Genomic DNA, 18,490 nt, shown 5'->3' on the forward strand with positions numbered 1-18,490 from the left:
TGGCCTTGATTGTTATTATAATCAAAAGCTCACCAACAAAGTTAATTGTATGAATGATAAGCTCTCCCATTACAAACAGCAAGTTAAGGCGTTTTTAAAACTGCAACCAGGCTGGTGGATGCAATATTTTAATCGCTGTATTGACGATCAAATAACCATTAATGCAGGGTATTTAGCGTACGTTACTTTACTTTCGTTAGTCCCACTTATTGCTGTAGGTGTAGCAATATTTTCTGCTTTTCCAGGATTTGAGTCGACTCGTTTAGCTATTGAGAGCTTTTTGTTTACTAACTTTGTGCCCACCTCTTCTGGTGTCATTAAAGAGCATATTAGCTCGTTTGCTAGTAATGCCAATCAAATGACGGCAGTAGGTATTGGCTTTTTAGCAGCCATTGCCTTGCTACTTATTCGTAATGTAGATGCCACGCTAAACCGTATTTGGCGAGTAAAGAAAAAACGCCCGATGATGATATCGTTTGCCGTATATTGGATGGTACTCAGCTTAGGGCCCGTGTTACTGGGTGCGAGCATTGGTGTCACCTCTTATATTGTGTCGTTGGTATCGTTTGCCGATCAAGGGATCCCAGGGTTTAGTGGTTTCTTGTTAAAGCTACTACCGTACGCTATCTCTATGGCTGGTTTTATTATGCTTTACACCTTAGTGCCTAATACTCGCGTTTCGTTTAAGGCGGCCGTTCCCGGTGCGCTATTTGCTGCCATGTTATTTGAGCTAACCAAAAAAGGCTTTGCTTTGTACATTAGCCATTTTCCATCATACGAAGTGATTTATGGTGCGGTAGCAACCATTCCCATTTTGTTTGTATGGGTTTACTTGTCGTGGGTCGTGGTGCTACTAGGCGCTGAATTCACTGTGTGTATTAACATGAAGCATTACAATAAAAAAGATCAACAAGTAGAGGATACAGAGTAAATGCAGGGATTAATTCAACGAGTAACACACGCTAACGTGGTGATAGACCAACAGCTTGTCGGTGAAATTAAACAAGGCATTGTATTATTGCTGGGGGTGGAAAAAGAAGATGATGAAAGCAGCGCTGATAAACTATTACACAAAGTCACCAATTACCGTATTTTTAATGACGAAAACGATAAAATGAATCTCAGCCTTAAAGACATACAAGGCGAACTGTTAGTCGTATCGCAATTTACGCTCGCAGCCAATACAAAAAAAGGCATGCGGCCTAGCTTTTCATCGGCAGCTACACCAGACCAAGCGCAAGCGCTATATAATTACTTTGTAGAGCAGGCTAAATTACTCGGTATTAAGGTCGCGACCGGTGAATTTGCAGCCGATATGCAGGTGAGTTTATGTAACGATGGGCCGGTTACCTTTAATTTAACCGCTTAACGTGCTTTTTCTACAATCACAATATGATTAACAAAGCCGGTAATTTTTTGAATACTAATAGTCTTCCCAAATACAGTCAGTAGTACATGTTGTAACTGAGTAAGTTGTGATGAGTGCTGCGATAAAAAGTTAATAAATAATACGCCCTGTTGAGCAAGTGCATCATAAATTGTTTGATAAAAGCATGAATCAAATAAAAATCGCGGGGCGTCTAATTCACTAAATAAATCTAAAATAACCCAGTCCATCTGCTCTGCTGATTTTAAAATTGTTTGCGCATCCTCGCAATGAATCTGTTGTTGTTCACTGGGGGCAAAAAATTGTTGATAACAGTCAATAATATGGGGGCTTTTCTCTACTGAAGTAACCTGCACTTGAGGATACTGCTCTAATAGGTAATTACGAATGGCACCGCCACCTAACCCCAGTTCGAGTACTTTTTTAGGCGCAGGTAGCTGTTGCCAAGCCGTTGCTAAATAAGCAAGGTGCGGAAACAGCAATGCATGTGGTTTTGCTTTTAAAATAACAGACTGCAAGGTGTTATTAATGAGTAGCCAGCGAAGTTGTTGATACTCTCTTACTTGTATGTGCTCACCATGCTGATTATGCCAATAAAGTAACTGGCCTAGCGATGAACTATGCTCAATAAAATGTTGGCTGATCAGGCCACTACTGCAATGGATATATTTATTCATGCTATTGAGCATAAACCAGCAGAGGTAAATCGCAACGGCTTTTGTCATTAATTTTTTACAGCTGTTTTCTCAGCACCAAAGTCTTATTTGCAGTTTTACCCAGATCGAGTATGGTGTTTTTCACAAAATGCACAGCGTAATATTTTACATTTTTAATTTATGGAGTATGTATGTTTCAAGTGAGCACCCCACAAAGTAGTGAAGACTGGCAAGCCTATTACCAATTACGCTGGCAGGTTTTACGTGCCCCATGGGGCGAACCTCGGGGCTCTGAGCAAGACGATTTAGAGCAAGAGGCTGAGCATCGCTTCATTAAAAATAAAGCGGGTGAAGTATTGGGTGTGGCTCGTTTGCACTTTAATAATCAGCAACAAGCTCAAGTACGTTATATGGCGGTTGCAGAGGGTAACCGTAATCAACATATTGGTAGCCGTTTACTACATGAGCTAGAAAAAATAGCGTGGAATCAAGATGCTGATGAATTAGTGTTGTTTGCTCGTGAACGTGCTCTGGAATTTTATCAGCGCCATGGCTATGAAAATAAAGAAAAAGCACATTTGGCTTATGGTGATGTACAGCATTACAAAATGGTTAAGCTCAAACCGAGTGAGCCAGGTTGGTTTCGCCACCCTAATTGGACTCAAGTACTGCAAAACACATGGCGTGAATCAATCCCCATTAGTGATGCTATGGGAATAAAAGTAGAAAGTTACACAGATTGGCAATTTACTACTCGTGCAGATTTAAATGCTAACTTAAACTTACACAACACCATGTTTGCGGGCTCTATTTATAGCCTAGCTACATTAACGGGTTGGGGAGCAACGTATTTAGCATTAAAAGAAGCCGGACTTGAGGGCAATATAGTGTTAGCCGATGCTAATATTAAATATTTAAAACCACTGAATACCGATCCTAAAGGCTGTGTTGATATTCAAACCTGTAAAGGTAACTTAAATGAGTTACAAGAGGCGGGTAAGGCGAGCTATTTAGTACCAGTAACCATTTTTGATGGTGACCAAGTAGTTGCCCAGTTTGAAGGGCAGTTTGTAGTTAAAAAGTGATAAAATAAACGAAAAAGCCAAGCGAGTTGCTTGGCTTTTTTTATAAGCGTTTTTTACAGTAAATCTGTCAGTAATATACCCACACCAAAGCGTTCAATATCGGCGTTATAGTCTATTAAACTTTCACCATAACCATTAAAGTACTGTGCATAGCCGCGTACTCTTCCCCATAGAGGGAATGACCAATCAAGCTGAATTGCCCCGCGGTTATCTGAATTTAAATTATTACGAGTCATAAAACTAAATTCATGATCGTGAAAGCGATACGCGCCACCAAATTCAAAGTAACCCATGTATTTATAGATATCAGGGTTATCGTCACCTCGTGCATCTAACGGCGCAGGCTTTTTGTTTTCAGGAATGCGATACCAAGGTTTAAAGCTAAATACAAAGCCGTCTTTTTCCCAAATGAAATCGGCATAAATGCGATTCCAAGAACGCGAGTTTGGCTGACTACGACCATTAGATTGGTGCGAAATACCAATAGCTATTGCCATTTCATCGCCCCATAAAACGTTTTCAGGGTCTAAGTAATTAATCCAAAATACTTCTGGCTCGTAGTTGGTTTCACGAAAAGGAGAGGAAATATCGTCGTTATATACTTGCCAGTATGACTGCAAAGTAAAGCCAAAAAATATAGCTTGGTCTGAGTCGGCAAACTCATCATACAAAGGCACTTTAATTGATAGCTGATATTTAGCTTCTAAGTTATCAAGTGGGTCGCCATCTTTTTTATCGGTTAACTCTGCAAATCCATCAAACGGGCGAGTGTTTGGGTTCGACATATAAGAAACAGGTAAAATATAATTACGTCTATGTGGGGTAATTACATTACGATTTTTTTTACCAACCGCTTCACGGGCTTGGCGTTTGTCGATAGCCGTTAGCTGCTTGCTTTCTTCAACGGCAGAACACTTTTTACGTAATTGATCGAGGGTTTGCTTACCGTCTCCACCGATCACTTCATTTAAAATACATTGCTTTACCAGCTCAAGTTCATTGTTTTGCTCGTTATTCGCTGTTTCTTCAGCAACAACGGTTGTGCTGAGTAATGTAGAAAGTAGTATCCAATGGCGCCAACTCATTATAATTCCTTTGTAAGTGAGGGAAGTCAGTATTTTGCTAATTATAGCGCCTTTTTAACACATAAACGGTGAATTTGTCCTGAACTTTAATACTTTAAAAAGAAAAGCGACCTAAGTCGCTTTTACTGTGTAACTAGTTATTTACTAGCTAACTCTCACGCAATGAGAAGGGGTGAGCTAAAGCTCAAAGACGTTGGTAAAAAATTTATACAGTTCGGTACCTTGATTCACACTCGCTGAGGCAAAATGCAATATCGCAATTGCATCGAGATCAAAGCTTAGAGTTTGCAGCGGTTGTTCGCTTAAATAGCGCTCCATTCGCAGTATTTTAGCAATGGGTTCTCCAGCTTTAACATGCCCGCCAAGAGGTGCTAGGTATTCGACCATGCCACCCATGGGGGCGTAATAAGCGATATAATCATTTAGTTGGCAGCCATATCTTGTCATCAATTTTGGCTTGTAGGGGGCATCAACAAATACTTGCTTATGATTTAAATAACTTAAAATACTATTGGCATCGTCTAGTGCCGCGCTTAAATCGATTTTTTCTTGGCTGCCAAGCTCTACCGTAAAGGCTTCAACTTGCACGTTAAATTCACGCCCTTGCTGAGCAAGTTGCTCACTAAGCTGCCACCATGGACAAAAGCTTGCTTCATCCATTGCGCCATCAAAGTCATTAGGAATAACCAGCACATGGGGAATATTGAAGTAACGCGCGCTATCGGTCGCATACTCAGGGCAATATAAGTGCTGACTAGAAATAGGGCCGGTGTGTAAATCTAAAACTATATCTGCTTGATGCGCCAATTTTTGTAAGTTTAGCGCAATCCGTTTCCCCGTTGTTAAACGATAATCAGGGCCGTTGAGTTGTTGCTCAACGTCATTAATTAACGCGGCTTTAAAGGCTGTTTTCAGAATCTTATCATCGGCATCGCTGAACTGCTTTGCAAACTGTGATGCAAGTTTATTATTGCAGTGATACATGCGATTCCAATTAGTCCCCGTAATGGGATCGAATCGGCCAAGGGTAAATTCCCCCGACTTTTGATTACAGCCAATGGGGTTAGCGTAAGGAACTAAGGTAATATCACCTTTTAAATTAAGTGCTTTTAGTTGCTCAAGTAATTGGTAAATTACCGCGTTGCCTTGCACTTCTGCGCCATGCATATTAGCTTGTATATACACACTTGGGCCGGTGCCATCGCCTTTTAAACGATACACAGGAATAGTCAGTGGTAGTCCGTTTGCGACTTCGCCAACTACAATGTTTTCTTGGCTTATAGCTGTGGTGTTATTCATCTTTTTTACCTCAAGTAGTGGCTTGCATCTTCTGCTTGTCGCACGCAACTCAATACGCCATTGTGTATAACATATTCACCGGCCAGCTCATGACATAAAAAGTACGGCATACTTTCGGTAAAACCGTAGGCACCGCATTGACTAAATACTAACCAGTCTTGCTCATTTAAATCACTGGGTAATTGGTGCTCTCCTAAGCAATCAAGTGCAGTACATAAGGGGCCGTATAGGCTCATTGCTTGATTTGCTGCGTTTGAATCTCGTAACAAACGCGCAGGGAAATCTTGACTGGTGACCGCAGGGCGCAATAAATGATTAATGCCGCCGCTCATAATCACCTGTTGTTGGCCGTAATTTAGTTTGCGCTCAACAACAGGTGTGACGTAGTGGCCGCATTCGCCTACAGCGTAGCGACCTAGTTCCATCCATAGCTCAGTAACCCCCGCATCGCATTTAATTTTTGCAAGCGCCTCTATGAGTGCATCCCAACTTAGAGTGGGCGTATCAAGTGTATAGGGAATACCTAAACCACCACCTAAATCCAGCACCTTGAGGTTAATATTTAAATCCTCAGCAAGTTGCCTTAACGGCGCAATCATTTGTGTCCACAGTTCAGCAAGTTTGTCGCTGCTAAGCATGTTGCCCCACTGAAAAATATGCAGACCGTCAAAATTAAGTGCATAGTAGTCACTGGTATTTAGCGCCTGCCACTCGTCGCACCCTAAGCCAAATGGAGTAAGACTATCGCCCCCTAGCGGGTTTTTATCACCCTCGGGCCAGCGTAATTGAACGCGCAGTAATACTTGCAACTGGCACTGCTGAGCAATCGCTTGTTCGTTGAGCCAACGTACCTGATTGAGACTTTCGGCCACAAAGGTACGTACGCCACGCGCAATAAAGTGCTTAATTTGTTTTGGGCTTTTTGCAGGCCCCGTGTTGAGCACGCGTTCACTGTTAATTCCTTGAGCAAGGACTTGCTCAAGCTCGCCTTTACTGGCGACATCAAAGTTAAAACCAGCGTTATTTAAACGTTGGATCACGCTAGATAACGGGTTCGCTTTAACTGCATACCAGAGTTTTACCTCGGTTTGTGCTACTAAACGCGTTAAATGTGTGTTTAGTGAATCAAGATCATAAACAAAAAAGGGCGTATCAAGCTCAGTTGATAGCTTATCAATAGCGCTTTTAACGGGCGTGCTCAAAAAGGTCATTAACGTAAAACCTCTTCAAGCAATAATGACGCGTCACTTTGCTCGTCACGGTATTTAACAATTAACGCACACGACATGCTTAAGCCTTGCTCACGCGCCCAATCGTTTGACGCAGGGCGAGATCCAGGGATCACAATCGCGTATTCAGGGATAGCTTCGCCTTTATCAAGCTGGCGCTCATTTACGCAGTCATAAACAGGGATGGTTGCAGATAAGCGAACACCTGGAGCAAGTACCGCGCCTTTTTTAACTACCACGCCTTCAACAATCACACAGCCTGCACCAATAAAGGCATCATCTTCAATAACCACAGGGCTGGCACCAATGGGCTCAAGTACCCCTCCTAATTGTACCGCTGCGCTTAAATGCACATTTTTACCTACTTGAGCACACGACCCTACGAGCGCGTGGCTATCTACCATAGTGCCCTCGTCAATAAATGCACCAATATTTACGTACGCAGGTGGCATAATAATAGTGCCTTTGGCAACATGTGCACCACGGCGCACACTTGAACCACCGGGTACCATGCGAACGCCTGCTGTGGCGTCAAAGCTTTGCGGTGCTAAGTTATGTTTATCAACAAAACCGCCAGCAAACTCGGTGTTTTGACCGTTTTTAAAGGCTTCTAAAATGCCTTGCTTTACTTCTACGTTAGCGTGCCATTGGCCGTTTTCGTCTTGTGTTGCTGCGCGAACCGCGCCCGTTTCTAAATTATTTAATAGTTCTAACCAGTTCATTATAAAAACCTGTATTTAATGCCAAGATAAAATGGTGTTGTTTGCCGATGAAATGTCATCGGTGTGTGTCAACTCAAGGTGTGTTAAAGGTGGGCGTAGATACGGACTGTCAATACGCCCTTGTAAATGCATTAACACTTTGACTGGGATAGGGTTGGCTACTGAGAATAAGCTATTGATAGCACTAGACCACTGGACAAAAAGATTAGGGTGTTGGCCGCTTAAACTGCGCTTTACAAACTCATGGGTTTGCACTGGCCATGCATTGGCTGCAACCGACACTAAACCTTTTGCACCTGCTTGGGCAAAATAAGGCATGAGGGCATCATCACCACTAAAAATAGCTAAATCAGGCGCCGCTTTTCGAAAGGCTTCAAATTGAGAGATAGAGCCACTGGCTTCTTTGAGTGCCCATAAATTTTTATGATGTTTGAGGTTTTCAATAGTCGCAATGGGAATGCTTACGGCGCTTCGTCCTGGTACGTTATAAAGCATACACGGATGAGAACTGGCATTGAGCAGGCTTTCAAACCAATGTGTTTGCCCCACTGCACCGGGTTTGGCGTACAAAGGCGAGCCAAGTAAAAAACCATGGATAGGCAGTTGGTTGCAGTAGTTAACCCATTCAAGCTGCTGCTTTAAGTTACTACCGCCTACCGTAACCATAAGGGGGACGCTCGGCTGTAATTGGCAGACATGCTCTACGATGGCTTGCTGCTCTTTTAGGGTCAGGGCTAACCCTTCGCCAGTGCTACCAAGTAATAAAATGCCGTTGTTAGCGGCTTCTTGTTCGGCCACCAAGGTGTCTAAGGTTGCGTAACCAACTAGGCCATTTTGATCAAATGGGGTGATCAGCGCAGTCCATAAATGGAAATTGTTAATATTGAAGTTGTTGATCATCTCTCACGAACTTATAGGGCATTCGTCGAGTTTTTGGCGGGTATTTAGGATGCCTGACTCTTTGAATGTGTTTATAATTCGAAGAGCGAATGGGCTTAAATAATAGGGCGCACGGCCTTATTATACTAAGACCAGAAGCTCTCCACCAAATATGTTATTGGTGACAGTCGCTAGGATTCAACCTAGTCGCCCGAAGTAATCTTTCACAAAAAAGTGTTACCTCTCGGCGTTAATTCCCCTCACGTATGCTCATTGGAGTTTGCGCTCCTAACATACGCTACCTGAATAACGCACCTCTTCTAGCCCTTTGTACTCGCTACTTGAAAAGCCAGTTAGCAAATACAATGTAATAGGGTAAGTGCGGCGATTAAACCATTTTAGCCGTCTAGGTGTCAAGTGACTAAATTCAGATTGATTCATCCTGATTGACAGTTATTACGTATTGGCTGCTTTTCTCGTACACTAACCTCACAGTAGAAGTAAGGTATTAAGCAGATGGAAAAATTTAGCGATATTTATAAGCGAGCAGTGGAGCGAAAGGGCTCTGAAAAAATGCTTAAGTTGTTACTCGCAAAACCTTTATCAACAAAGCAACTCAGCACATTAAGTGATGATGATTGGCTAGAAGAATTTACTCGCAAGGTATTTCAAAGTGGTTTTTATTGGTCGGTGATCAATAGTAAATGGGCAGGATTTAGAGAGGTTTTTTGGGATTTTAATGTTGAAAAGTTACTGATGATGCCACCGGATATGCTTGAGCAAAAAGCCAGTGATGAGCGGATTGTACGCAACTATAAAAAAGTAAAAACTATTACTGAAAATGCATATATGATCCATGAAGTTGCGCAGCAGCATGGTAGTTTTAGTCAGTTTATAGCTAATTGGCCAAGTGAAGATATTATTGGTTTGTGGGCATATTTGAAAAAACAGGGTGCGCGTTTAGGGGGCAATACCGGTCCTTATGCTTTGCGTGCATTAGGGAAAGACACCTTTTTATTATCCCGAGACGTAGAGAGCTATTTACGTGCGCACAAAATTATAGATGGCGGCTTACAAACCAAAAAATCATTAAATGCCGCGCAAGCTTTTTTTAATGAACTGCAGCAGCAAAGCGGTTTAAGTATGCAAGAGCTAAGCTTAATTGTCGCTTATGGTGTCGGCGACAACCGAGTAGGAATAAGCCAACAACAATAGGATTAATCATGAAATTAGTGCCAAGGTATACCAATATTGGTGACGGCTTTGCTATTAGCGATCATCCGGCTAAAGTGGCAGCGCCACAGTTATTGTTATGGAATGAGCCCCTAGCTAAGCAATTTAATATACAGGTGAGTGCCGATTCACGAGCAAATATATTCAGTGGAAATGAACCTCAAGCAGTTTCTGCAGTGGCACTGGGATATTCTGGTCATCAGTTTGGTCACTTTTCACCGCGACTAGGGGATGGTAGGGCGCATTTGCTCGGTGCGATTAGCGATGATAAAAATCAGTTTTGGGATGTGCAATTAAAAGGCGCTGGTGCTACGCCATTTTCGCGCGGAGGCGATGGCCGCTGTGCATTAGGTCCAGCTATTCGTGAGTACGTAATGAGCGAAGCTATGCACGCGCTTGGTATTCCAACAACGCGTTGTTTAGCCGTGGTTGGCAGTGGCGAAACCGTTTATCGCAACCCACCTCAACCAGGTGCTATTGTAACCCGACTCGCCAGCAGTCATATACGGGTGGGCTCGTTTCAATATTTAGCCACTCAAGGTGACGTTACTAGCCTAAAAAACTTAGCCGACTTAGCCATTCAAAGACACTATCCCGAGATTAACAGCACTGGTGCTCAGCGTTATTTAGATTTTTTAGCTGCAGTGATCGCCAACCAAGTCAAATTAGTCGTAAGTTGGATGAGGGTGGGGTTTATTCATGGTGTTATGAACACCGATAACACCTTAATTAGTGGTGAAACCATAGATTACGGCCCATGTGCCATGATGAACCAGTTTGATTTTGATACCGTGTTTAGCTCTATTGATAAACAAGGGCGTTATGCGTTTGGTAATCAGCCAAACATGGCAAGTTGGAACTGTGCCCGCTTAGCAGAGAGTCTAATGGCGCTGATCAGTGATGATGACGAGCAAGCGGTGGCATTGATGACGCCTTTAATTGAGGGCTTTTCAACGCAATTTAACCAACAATTTAGCGCTATGTGGACGCAAAAGTTAGGGTTAACAGTCGCGGATGATAAAGATAATAAGTTGGTGGGAGAGTTACTAGGGTTATTAAAACAACACCAGCTTGATTATACCAATACTTTTAATGCGTTAACTGAATCGTTAACTGGACAAGCGCAAATACCATCAGCACTCGTATCGTGGGCACAGCAATGGCAAACACGAACTAACGAGCATAGTTATAATATAATGCGACAGGCAAATCCAAGTGTGATTCCCCGTAATCATATTATTGAAGATATTATTACTCAGTACACTACGCATGGGGATAGTGAGCTACTCAGTCGTTTTAGCAAAGTGATGTCGAGCCCTTACACAAGCAATATGCAAGCTACAGAGTTTCAACAGCCGCCTGAAGATGATAAGAATTATCGTACTTTTTGTGGTACTTAAGTATTGTTTGTTGCATCTTAAAATGAATATAAAAGGTCATTTTTTACTCCTGCAATGTTCATTCATAGAGTAAACTATGAACGAGTGATACCATAACTCCATAAAGGCCAGTGATCGTGTGGGGTTTAAAGCGATTGTTTGCTTTTTGAGCTAGCCTGTGTTCATCGACATTTTTTATGAGCTAGTTTTATTATCCTAGATATTGAAAAAATATATTTGCGTTAAGCATTGATTAACAAAGACTCAGTTACTATATAAGTAAGTTAGAAGAGCTAGCAATGCTTAGCTATATTTTTAGTTGTTAAAATGGGAAGAAAACAATGAAATTAAAATCACTTACAATGGCTATTGCGTTAGCTGCAACTAGCGCATCTACTTTCGCAGCCGAGCAAGAAGGCTTTTACATCGGTGCATTCGGCGATTATTACGATGCTTCGTGGAAAAACATGCGTGAGCAAGCTGGCCTTGACGTTAATGAGTCAACAGGCTGGGGTGCTGAATTAGGCTACCGCTTTAATGATTACTGGAGTGCGCGTTTAGAGTACGCAGACCTAGACTTTAATGCTCACGACAAAGTATTGAACAACCGCAACGATATTGACGGCGAACGTTATGGTATCGATGCACTTTACCACTTTGGTGGCGGTCCTTTCTACGGTTTATTTGGTCTGAAAGATATTGATGTTGTTGATGACAACACGTTTTTAAACGCAGGTGTAGGTTACCGACACTTTGTTACAGACAACTTTTTTGTTAATGCTGAAACCAGTGTTTACCAAGGTTTAGATAAAGGCTACACAGATGTTGGCGCTAAATTAGGTATAAACTACTTCTTTGGTCAAAAATCGGCGCCAGTAACACCGGTTGAGCCTGCACCAGAGCCAGAAATTGTTCCTGTGCCGGTAGCACTTGCTGATACAGATAAAGACAGCATCCCTGATGTAGATGATAAATGTGCCAATACACCTATGACAGATGCTGTTGGTAGCGATGGTTGTACACTTTATGAAGATACTGAAGTAACAGTAAGCTTGTTAGTAACATTCCCTAACAATGATTCTTCAGTTTCGCAGCAGTACTTAAATGATATTGATGAAGTAGCGACTTTCTTAAAAGAGTACCCAGATACAACAGTGCTTCTTGAAGGTCATACGTCTGCAGTAGGTAAAGCGTCTTACAATAAATGGTTATCTAAAAAACGTGCTGATGCAGTAGCTAAAAAGCTAATTGCTGATGGTATTGCAGAAGATCGCATTACAACGGTAGGTTTAGGTGAAGAACGCCTTAAAAATGAAGCGAATACGGCAAAAGCGCATGCTGAAAACCGCCGCGTTGAAGCACACGTAAAATCTATTAAACGTGTAAAAGTATTACGTTAATAGTCTCATTATTGAGTAAAAACCCAGCTTAGGCTGGGTTTTTTTATGGCTGCTTAATAGGTATTCATGGGAGTTGGTTTTACTTTGTTAACTATTCATATTATTAATAATCGGTATAACTAGTTGTATAACTGGATGGATTTTAATCTATGCACAAAAGCTTTATAATCGGCAGATAGAATACTATAGGTATTGGGTTATGGTGTGTTTAGTAAACACCACCGAATACTTTAACGTCACCAAGAGGGCAATACTGTGCTACAAGAATATCGTAAACACGTAGAAGAACGTGCCGCGTTAGGTATCGTACCAGCGCCATTAGATGCTCAGCAGACGGCTGATCTTATTGAGCTAATTAAAACGCCACCGGCAGGTGAAGAAGAGTTCATCCTAGAACTACTGATCAACCGCGTACCACCAGGTGTTGATGATGCAGCCTACATTAAAGCAGGCTTTTTAGCGGCTGTTGCTAAAGGTGAAGCTGTTTCTCCGTTGATTTCTAAAGAAAAAGCAGCTGAGTTACTAGGTACTATGCTCGGTGGCTACAATATTGCACCAATGGTTGAACTACTTGATGACGAAGCGTTAGCGCCAATTGTAGTAAAAGGCCTTTCGAACACATTATTAATGTTTGATGCGTTCTACGATGTAGAAGAAAAAGCAAAAGCAGGTAATGCATACGCCAAGCAAATTATAGAGTCTTGGGCTGCTGCAGAATGGTTTGTCAATAAGCCAGCCGTTGCTGAAAAAATCTCTGTTACGGTATTTAAAGTCACTGGCGAGACAAACACAGATGATTTATCACCAGCACCAGATGCATGGTCACGTCCTGATATTCCGCTTCATGCATTAGCCATGCTTAAAAATGAGCGTGATGGTATTAACCCTGACAAAGACGGTGAAGTAGGTCCAATCACTCAGCTTGAAGAATTAAAAACTAAAGGCTTACCACTTGCTTACGTAGGTGACGTTGTTGGTACAGGCTCTTCGCGTAAGTCTGCAACAAACTCTGTGCTTTGGTTTATGGGTGATGATATCCCATTCGTACCAAACAAGCGCGTGGGTGGTGTATGTTTAGGTAACAAGATTGCGCCTATTTTCTTCAACACAATGGAGGACTCGGGTGCGTTACCAATCGAGTTAAATGTTGATGAATTCAACATGGGTGACCAAATTGATATTTACCCATACGAAGGTGTAGTTAAGCGCCACGGTACTGATGATGTGATCTCTACATTTGAACTTAAATCAGAGGTAATTTTAGACGAAGTTCGTGCTGGTGGTCGTATTCCATTGATCATTGGTCGTGGTCTTACAGACAAAGCGCGTACATCATTAGGTTTAGGCGCAACTGACGTATTTAAAGTACCAGCAGTGACTGAAGTATCAGACAAAGGCTTTACGCTTGCGCAAAAAATGGTTGGTAAAGCATGTAACGTTGCCGGTATTCGCCCAGGCCAATACTGTGAACCTAAAATGACCACGGTTGGCTCGCAAGATACAACAGGTCCTATGACGCGTGATGAGCTTAAAGATTTAGCCTGTTTAGGTTTCTCTGCAGATTTAACAATGCAGTCTTTTTGTCATACATCGGCTTACCCTAAGCCAATCGATGTAAACACGCACCATACGCTTCCAGATTTTATTATGAATCGTGGCGGTGTATCGCTTCGCCCTGGTGATGGTGTAATTCACTCATGGTTAAACCGTATGTTATTACCAGATACCGTAGGTACGGGTGGTGATTCACATACACGTTTCCCATTAGGTATTTCATTCCCAGCAGGTTCGGGGGCGGTAGCGTTTGCAGCTGCAACGGGTGTAATGCCACTAGATATGCCTGAATCAATTTTGGTTCGCTTTAAAGGTGAAATGCAACCGGGTATCACTTTACGTGATCTAGTACATGCTATCCCTTACTTCGGTATCAAAGAAGGCCTATTAACGGTTGAGAAGAAAGGTAAAATCAACGAATTCTCTGGTCGCATACTAGAAATTGAAGGTGTTGAGCACTTAACGGTCGAGCAAGCGTTTGAGCTATCAGATGCATCAGCAGAGCGTTCAGCTGCTGGCTGTACTGTTAAACTTTCTAAAGAGTCTATCAGCGAATACCTTGAGTCTAATATTGTTATGCTTAAGTGGATGATTTCTGAAGGTTACGGCGATGTACGTACGATTGAACGTCGTGTTACTGCAATGCAAGACTGGTTAGCAAACCCAGAACTAATGGAAGCTGATAAAGACGCAGAGTACAAACACGTACTTGAAATCGACCTTGCTGAGATTAAAGAGCCAGTACTGTGTGCGCCAAATGACCCAGATGACGCGCGTTTACTTTCTGATGTTACTGGCGAGAAAATCGACGAAGTATTCATCGGTTCTTGTATGACTAACATTGGTCACTTCCGTGCTGCAGGTAAATTACTCGATGGCTTTAGCGGTCGTATCCCAACTCAACTTTGGGTAGCTCCACCAACGAAGATGGATAAAGACCAACTAACTGACGAAGGTTACTACGGTATCTTTGGCCGTGTTGGTGCACGTATCGAAACGCCAGGGTGTTCTCTGTGTATGGGTAACCAAGCACGTGTTGCTGATAAAGCAACGGTTGTTTCTACCTCAACACGTAACTTCCCTAACCGTTTAGGTACAGGGGCAAATGTATTCTTAGCATCAGCTGAGCTTGCTGCAGTAGCGGCAATTTTAGGTAAATTACCTACACCAGCTGAATACCAAGAATACGCAGCGAAAATCAACGCAACGGCTGCAGATACATACCGTTACTTGAACTTCCACCGTATGCCTCAGTACACTAAAAAGGCAGACAACGTAATTATTCAGCAAGCTGTATAATTTATAGAGTGTGTTTAAAAAACCCGCTTTGGCGGGTTTTTATTGTTCAAATAAAATATTAGATAGATAATGCTTCATTTGCTGCATGATTGTATTAATTTTCGTTAAATGTCGTCATTGATATGGTTAATAAAGCAAAAAATCCTCTCTATATGCATTAAAATCCTCGGCAATATTATCATTATTATAAGCAGGATTTTATGACTACATTAAACAACCAGAACCTTCTGCAACTTCGTTTTATTAACCAAGCAAATATTGATTTGGTTAAGCCTTCTTTTGATAACCTACCTGCAAATCCGTATGCAGATGGTGAATTTCGTAAGCGTCGTTACTCGGTAATTAAATTTCAAAATGGTGAGCTAAAACTTCAAGCTGCCAAAGCGTTTGTTCAAGACGATTCTATTAATACCTTTCAGGGTAATGTTGAGCGTACTTATGAAAACTTAGAGCAGAGCTTACTTGAGTCTCAGGGTATGAAAAGCATTGTAAGTGAGTTTTGTGAGCTTACCGGCATTGATGAAGACCGTGATATTGAAATACATCAATTTAGAATGCTTGCCATTGATAGCGATACGCCTGCAGCCCCAGAAGGTGTGCATCAAGATGGGTTTGAGCATGTTTGTGTATGTGGTGTTTCACACGAAAACCTTGAGGGCGGCGAACTGCTAGTATACGAAAGCAAGCAAGCTGAACCGTGTTTTAAAATGGAAATTAAAGACGGTATGTTTGCACTAATTAATGACCGTCAGGTATGGCATAACGCCACGCCAATGAACAAAATTGATGCTAACAAACCAGGTTACCTGGATTGCTTTGTACTAACTGCTTAAGAGAAATAAAATGAATTTAATGCAATTGCGCGCGCAATTTCCTGCTTTAATGCAAACCGTTGATGGTAAGTCACCAATATTTTTAGATGGCCCAGGTGGCTCACAAGTACCCCAGTCGGTACTCAGTGCCATGACCGCTTATCTAGGGCATTACAATTCAAACTTGGGCGGTGCGTTTTTCTCAAGTGACAAAACGGTTGAGCTGATGGCGAATGCGCGTCAAGCGGCGGCTGATTTGTTAAATGCGCCCAGTGCACAAAATATTGTGTTTGGCCCTAATATGACTAGCCTAACATTTAGCTTTAGCCGAGCAATTTCACGCAATTGGCAAGCAGGTGATGAAATTATAGTGACCAATGCTGATCATTTTTCAAATGTATCGTCTTGGCAGCAAGCCGCTGAAGATAAGGGCGTTGTGGTTAATACTGCACTGGTTAATGAAGCCGACTGCAGTTTAGATATGGCGCATTTTGAAAGCCTATTAAACAGTAATACTAAATTAGTTGCCGTTACGTATGCCTCAAACACCACGGGATCTATTAACGACATTAAACGTATTATAGAGCTTGCTCATAATGTGGGTGCGTTGGTGTATGTTGATGCGGTGCATTATGCGCCACATGAACTGATTGATGTACAAGCGTTAGATTGCGACTTTTTAGCTTGTTCTGCATATAAGTTTTTTGGCCCGCACTTAGGCATGGTTTATGGTAAAACTGAGCACTTAGAAGGGTTTACACCTTATAAAGTAGAGCCAGCAAAAGATGTTGCACCAGGTCGCTGGGAAACCGGCACACAAAGTTTTGAGGCACTTGCAGGCTTTATTGCGGCGGTTGATTACATAGCGGCGATTAGCGAACTTGATGACAGTCACTCACGCCGAGAAAAATTACGTGTTGCGTTTGCTAAAACAAAACAACATGAAATGGCATTGAGTGAATACTTTTTAACGCGTCTAGTTAACTACCCAAAAATTAAGTTGTTTGGTATAGACGATTTAGAGCGTTTGAGTGAGCGTACGCCTACGTTCGCACTGACCTTTGAAGGGCTAGAGCCGCGTGAGGTGTCTGAGTTTTTAGGTAAACAGCATATTTGTGTGTGGGATGGTAATTTTTATGCACAAGGCTTATGCAAGCAGTTAGGCGTACTTGATAAAGGCGGCGTAGTGCGTATTGGCTGTATGCATTACAACACAACAGCTGAGCTAGATAAGTTATTTGATTTATTTGATGATTTACTAGGTTAAAGCCTTACCCATTCAGCACTTTAAAAGCCATAAGTAAAAAACTTGTGGCTTTTTTATTGTCTGATTACTTAGCTTTTTGGCGTTCCATAAATTTGCTCTGCTCGATTAAACAAAACCCATGAGGTTAAAATATACTTATCGTTTGATACTGGCTTATTGCCTCTATGTGTATGCGTAAAGTAGCCTGGGGCAACCACCATACTGCCCTTTTTAGGGGCTATTTTACGATTTTGATAATAAAACTCGGTTTCTCCGCCTTCTTCAACATCATTTAAATAAAACATAAATAACAACACCCGATGCAGTGCTTCATTATGCTGTAGCTGCGGATACACCTCACTGTGCCAATACGGATAACCGCCTTTATTTACTTCGTATTTTTGCGCTTGAATATTACCGAGTCTAAAAATTTGCTGCACCAATAAGGGGAGTTGTGGTTTACCTACCTCGTCATAGTTGGCGTGAGTTAAATCAACCGGTTGTCCTGTTTTTGGGTGATATACCTTTAAACCAAATGCCCCAATCATCATAAAAATATGTTCTTCAATGTAGTTGAAAACATACTGTGCAGTGGTTTGTTGAATATGTTTTAATTGTTCTGCGTATTCAGGATGATTGTTTAAGTATAAGTCGTGGCTATCTTTTTTATTAAGATCAACACCGCCCGATGTCATCCCTTGTTTAATATGCGGGCTTTGAGAAAAGGTAGTGATAAAGTTATCGCAAAATTCATTACTGAGCGCGTTGTCATACACGCGGATAAAGTCCGTCATGAGTTACCTGTTTAATTATTATTGGATTATTATGTTTACTGAAAAAGTGATGCCGCGTTTTAGCGAAACGGATGCACTCGGACACATCAACAATACCGTACTCCCCGTATGGTTTGAAGCGGCCCGAGTACCTATTTTTAAATTTTTTACGCCAGATCTAAATCCACACAACTGGAAGTTAATCATTGCTAAAGTTGAAGTGTCGTTTGTTGGCGAACTATTTTATGCCCATGAGGTGAAAATTAACACCAGCATAGAGCAAATTGGCAATAGTTCATTTGTGATCCGCCAAGAAGCATGGCAGCAAGATAAGTGTTGCGCCATTGGTAAAACGGTGATGGTACGTTATGACTTTGCTAGCAAAACAAAGCAACCACTTTCGACTGATGAAAAAGCCGCATTAACACAGCACCTTGTAGCAGTTAGTTAAT

General features: G+C 41.9%; 17 protein-coding genes and 1 riboswitch. Of the genes, 10 read left to right on the forward strand and 7 right to left on the reverse strand.

Annotated features, from left to right (window positions below):
* The first annotated feature begins 49 nt into the window (after positions 1 to 49).
* Both MTN96_RS28945 and dtd read left to right on the forward strand, forming a co-directional pair.
* A complete protein-coding gene (locus tag MTN96_RS28945) occupies positions 50 to 931 on the forward strand; it encodes a virulence factor BrkB family protein (RefSeq protein ID WP_036983355.1) in 882 nt (293 codons plus the stop codon).
* Entirely contained in the window at positions 932 to 1,369 is a 438-nt protein-coding gene (gene dtd / locus MTN96_RS28950; protein WP_033102725.1) for a D-aminoacyl-tRNA deacylase, read from the forward strand. It abuts the gene before it with no gap.
* Here the strand turns inward: dtd and MTN96_RS28955 are convergent.
* A complete protein-coding gene (locus MTN96_RS28955) occupies positions 1,366 to 2,112 on the reverse strand; it encodes a spermidine synthase (protein ID WP_248533648.1) in 747 nt (248 codons plus the stop codon). The genes dtd and MTN96_RS28955 overlap by 4 nt on opposite strands.
* 122 nt (positions 2,113 to 2,234) lie before the next feature.
* On the opposite strand from MTN96_RS28955, the gene MTN96_RS28960 reads away from it, so the two are divergent.
* Positions 2,235 to 3,128, forward strand: a complete 894-nt coding sequence (locus tag MTN96_RS28960; protein WP_036980946.1) for a bifunctional GNAT family N-acetyltransferase/hotdog fold thioesterase — start codon at positions 2,235 to 2,237, stop codon at positions 3,126 to 3,128.
* Between the two features lie 53 nt (positions 3,129 to 3,181).
* Here the strand turns inward: MTN96_RS28960 and MTN96_RS28965 are convergent, their stop codons facing one another.
* From MTN96_RS28965 to dapA, 5 genes are all read right to left on the reverse strand, one after another.
* Positions 3,182 to 4,213, reverse strand: coding sequence for a phospholipase A (locus MTN96_RS28965; RefSeq protein WP_036980948.1), 1,032 nt, complete (start codon positions 4,211 to 4,213; stop codon positions 3,182 to 3,184).
* A 177-nt stretch (positions 4,214 to 4,390) separates the two neighbouring features.
* Entirely contained in the window at positions 4,391 to 5,512 is a 1,122-nt protein-coding gene (locus MTN96_RS28970) for a succinylglutamate desuccinylase/aspartoacylase family protein (protein ID WP_248533650.1), read from the reverse strand.
* Between the two features lie 5 nt (positions 5,513 to 5,517).
* Complete coding sequence (locus MTN96_RS28975) at positions 5,518 to 6,723, reverse strand: PLP-dependent decarboxylase (RefSeq protein WP_248533652.1); 1,206 nt, start codon at positions 6,721 to 6,723, stop codon at positions 5,518 to 5,520.
* The gene (locus tag MTN96_RS28980; protein ID WP_248533654.1) at positions 6,723 to 7,463 is read right to left on the reverse strand and encodes a 2,3,4,5-tetrahydropyridine-2,6-dicarboxylate N-succinyltransferase; all 741 of its coding nucleotides are present in this window, start codon (positions 7,461 to 7,463) and stop codon (positions 6,723 to 6,725) included. The genes MTN96_RS28975 and MTN96_RS28980 overlap by 1 nt, the downstream gene beginning before the upstream one ends.
* 15 nt (positions 7,464 to 7,478) lie before the next feature.
* Entirely contained in the window at positions 7,479 to 8,363 is an 885-nt protein-coding gene (dapA, locus tag MTN96_RS28985) for a 4-hydroxy-tetrahydrodipicolinate synthase (RefSeq protein WP_248533656.1), read from the reverse strand.
* 127 nt (positions 8,364 to 8,490) lie between these two features.
* Positions 8,491 to 8,670, reverse strand: a riboswitch (Lysine riboswitch).
* Between the two features lie 188 nt (positions 8,671 to 8,858).
* Here dapA and MTN96_RS28990 point away from each other — a divergent pair.
* The 6 genes from MTN96_RS28990 (at position 8,859) to MTN96_RS29015 (ending at position 17,286) form a co-directional block, all read left to right on the forward strand.
* Positions 8,859 to 9,557, forward strand: coding sequence for a DNA-3-methyladenine glycosylase I (locus tag MTN96_RS28990; protein ID WP_036980958.1), 699 nt, complete (start codon positions 8,859 to 8,861; stop codon positions 9,555 to 9,557).
* A gap of 8 nt (positions 9,558 to 9,565) precedes the next feature.
* On the forward strand, positions 9,566 to 10,975 hold the full coding sequence (locus MTN96_RS28995) for a YdiU family protein (protein ID WP_248533658.1): 1,410 nt from the start codon (positions 9,566 to 9,568) through the stop codon (positions 10,973 to 10,975).
* Between the two features lie 320 nt (positions 10,976 to 11,295).
* On the forward strand, positions 11,296 to 12,354 hold the full coding sequence (locus tag MTN96_RS29000) for an OmpA family protein (protein WP_069440232.1): 1,059 nt from the start codon (positions 11,296 to 11,298) through the stop codon (positions 12,352 to 12,354).
* A 255-nt stretch (positions 12,355 to 12,609) separates the two neighbouring features.
* A complete protein-coding gene (gene acnB, locus MTN96_RS29005; RefSeq protein WP_138626632.1) occupies positions 12,610 to 15,207 on the forward strand; it encodes a bifunctional aconitate hydratase 2/2-methylisocitrate dehydratase in 2,598 nt (865 codons plus the stop codon).
* A gap of 200 nt (positions 15,208 to 15,407) precedes the next feature.
* Entirely contained in the window at positions 15,408 to 16,040 is a 633-nt protein-coding gene (locus tag MTN96_RS29010) for a 2OG-Fe dioxygenase family protein (RefSeq protein ID WP_248533660.1), read from the forward strand.
* Positions 16,041 to 16,050: 10 nt separating this feature from the next.
* Positions 16,051 to 17,286, forward strand: coding sequence for a cysteine desulfurase-like protein (locus MTN96_RS29015; RefSeq protein WP_248533662.1), 1,236 nt, complete (start codon positions 16,051 to 16,053; stop codon positions 17,284 to 17,286).
* Positions 17,287 to 17,354: 68 nt separating this feature from the next.
* Here the strand turns inward: MTN96_RS29015 and MTN96_RS29020 are convergent, their stop codons facing one another.
* On the reverse strand, positions 17,355 to 18,059 hold the full coding sequence (locus tag MTN96_RS29020; RefSeq protein ID WP_036980972.1) for a 2OG-Fe(II) oxygenase: 705 nt from the start codon (positions 18,057 to 18,059) through the stop codon (positions 17,355 to 17,357).
* 31 nt (positions 18,060 to 18,090) lie between these two features.
* Between MTN96_RS29020 and MTN96_RS29025 the strand changes: the two genes are divergently transcribed.
* Positions 18,091 to 18,489 (forward strand): thioesterase family protein, encoded by a 399-nt coding sequence (locus MTN96_RS29025; RefSeq protein ID WP_248533664.1) that lies wholly within the window; start codon positions 18,091 to 18,093, stop codon positions 18,487 to 18,489.
* The last annotated feature ends 1 nt before the right edge of the window (position 18,490 follow it).

The sequence above is a fragment of the Pseudoalteromonas sp. 2CM28B genome (genome assembly GCF_023161935.1).

Coding starts and splice junctions, on each gene's coding strand:
- MTN96_RS28945 (WP_036983355.1), top strand. CDS start 50: ATGAATGATAAGCTCTCCCATTACAAACAGCAAGTTAAGGCGTTTTTA.
- dtd (WP_033102725.1), top strand. CDS start 932: ATGCAGGGATTAATTCAACGAGTAACACACGCTAACGTGGTGATAGAC.
- MTN96_RS28955 (WP_248533648.1), bottom strand. CDS start 2,112: ATGACAAAAGCCGTTGCGATTTACCTCTGCTGGTTTATGCTCAATAGC.
- MTN96_RS28960 (WP_036980946.1), top strand. CDS start 2,235: ATGTTTCAAGTGAGCACCCCACAAAGTAGTGAAGACTGGCAAGCCTAT.
- MTN96_RS28965 (WP_036980948.1), bottom strand. CDS start 4,213: ATGAGTTGGCGCCATTGGATACTACTTTCTACATTACTCAGCACAACC.
- MTN96_RS28970 (WP_248533650.1), bottom strand. CDS start 5,512: ATGAATAACACCACAGCTATAAGCCAAGAAAACATTGTAGTTGGCGAA.
- MTN96_RS28975 (WP_248533652.1), bottom strand. CDS start 6,723: ATGACCTTTTTGAGCACGCCCGTTAAAAGCGCTATTGATAAGCTATCA.
- MTN96_RS28980 (WP_248533654.1), bottom strand. CDS start 7,463: ATGAACTGGTTAGAACTATTAAATAATTTAGAAACGGGCGCGGTTCGC.
- dapA (WP_248533656.1), bottom strand. CDS start 8,363: ATGATCAACAACTTCAATATTAACAATTTCCATTTATGGACTGCGCTG.
- MTN96_RS28990 (WP_036980958.1), top strand. CDS start 8,859: ATGGAAAAATTTAGCGATATTTATAAGCGAGCAGTGGAGCGAAAGGGC.
- MTN96_RS28995 (WP_248533658.1), top strand. CDS start 9,566: ATGAAATTAGTGCCAAGGTATACCAATATTGGTGACGGCTTTGCTATT.
- MTN96_RS29000 (WP_069440232.1), top strand. CDS start 11,296: ATGAAATTAAAATCACTTACAATGGCTATTGCGTTAGCTGCAACTAGC.
- MTN96_RS29010 (WP_248533660.1), top strand. CDS start 15,408: ATGACTACATTAAACAACCAGAACCTTCTGCAACTTCGTTTTATTAAC.
- MTN96_RS29015 (WP_248533662.1), top strand. CDS start 16,051: ATGAATTTAATGCAATTGCGCGCGCAATTTCCTGCTTTAATGCAAACC.
- MTN96_RS29020 (WP_036980972.1), bottom strand. CDS start 18,059: ATGACGGACTTTATCCGCGTGTATGACAACGCGCTCAGTAATGAATTT.
- MTN96_RS29025 (WP_248533664.1), top strand. CDS start 18,091: ATGTTTACTGAAAAAGTGATGCCGCGTTTTAGCGAAACGGATGCACTC.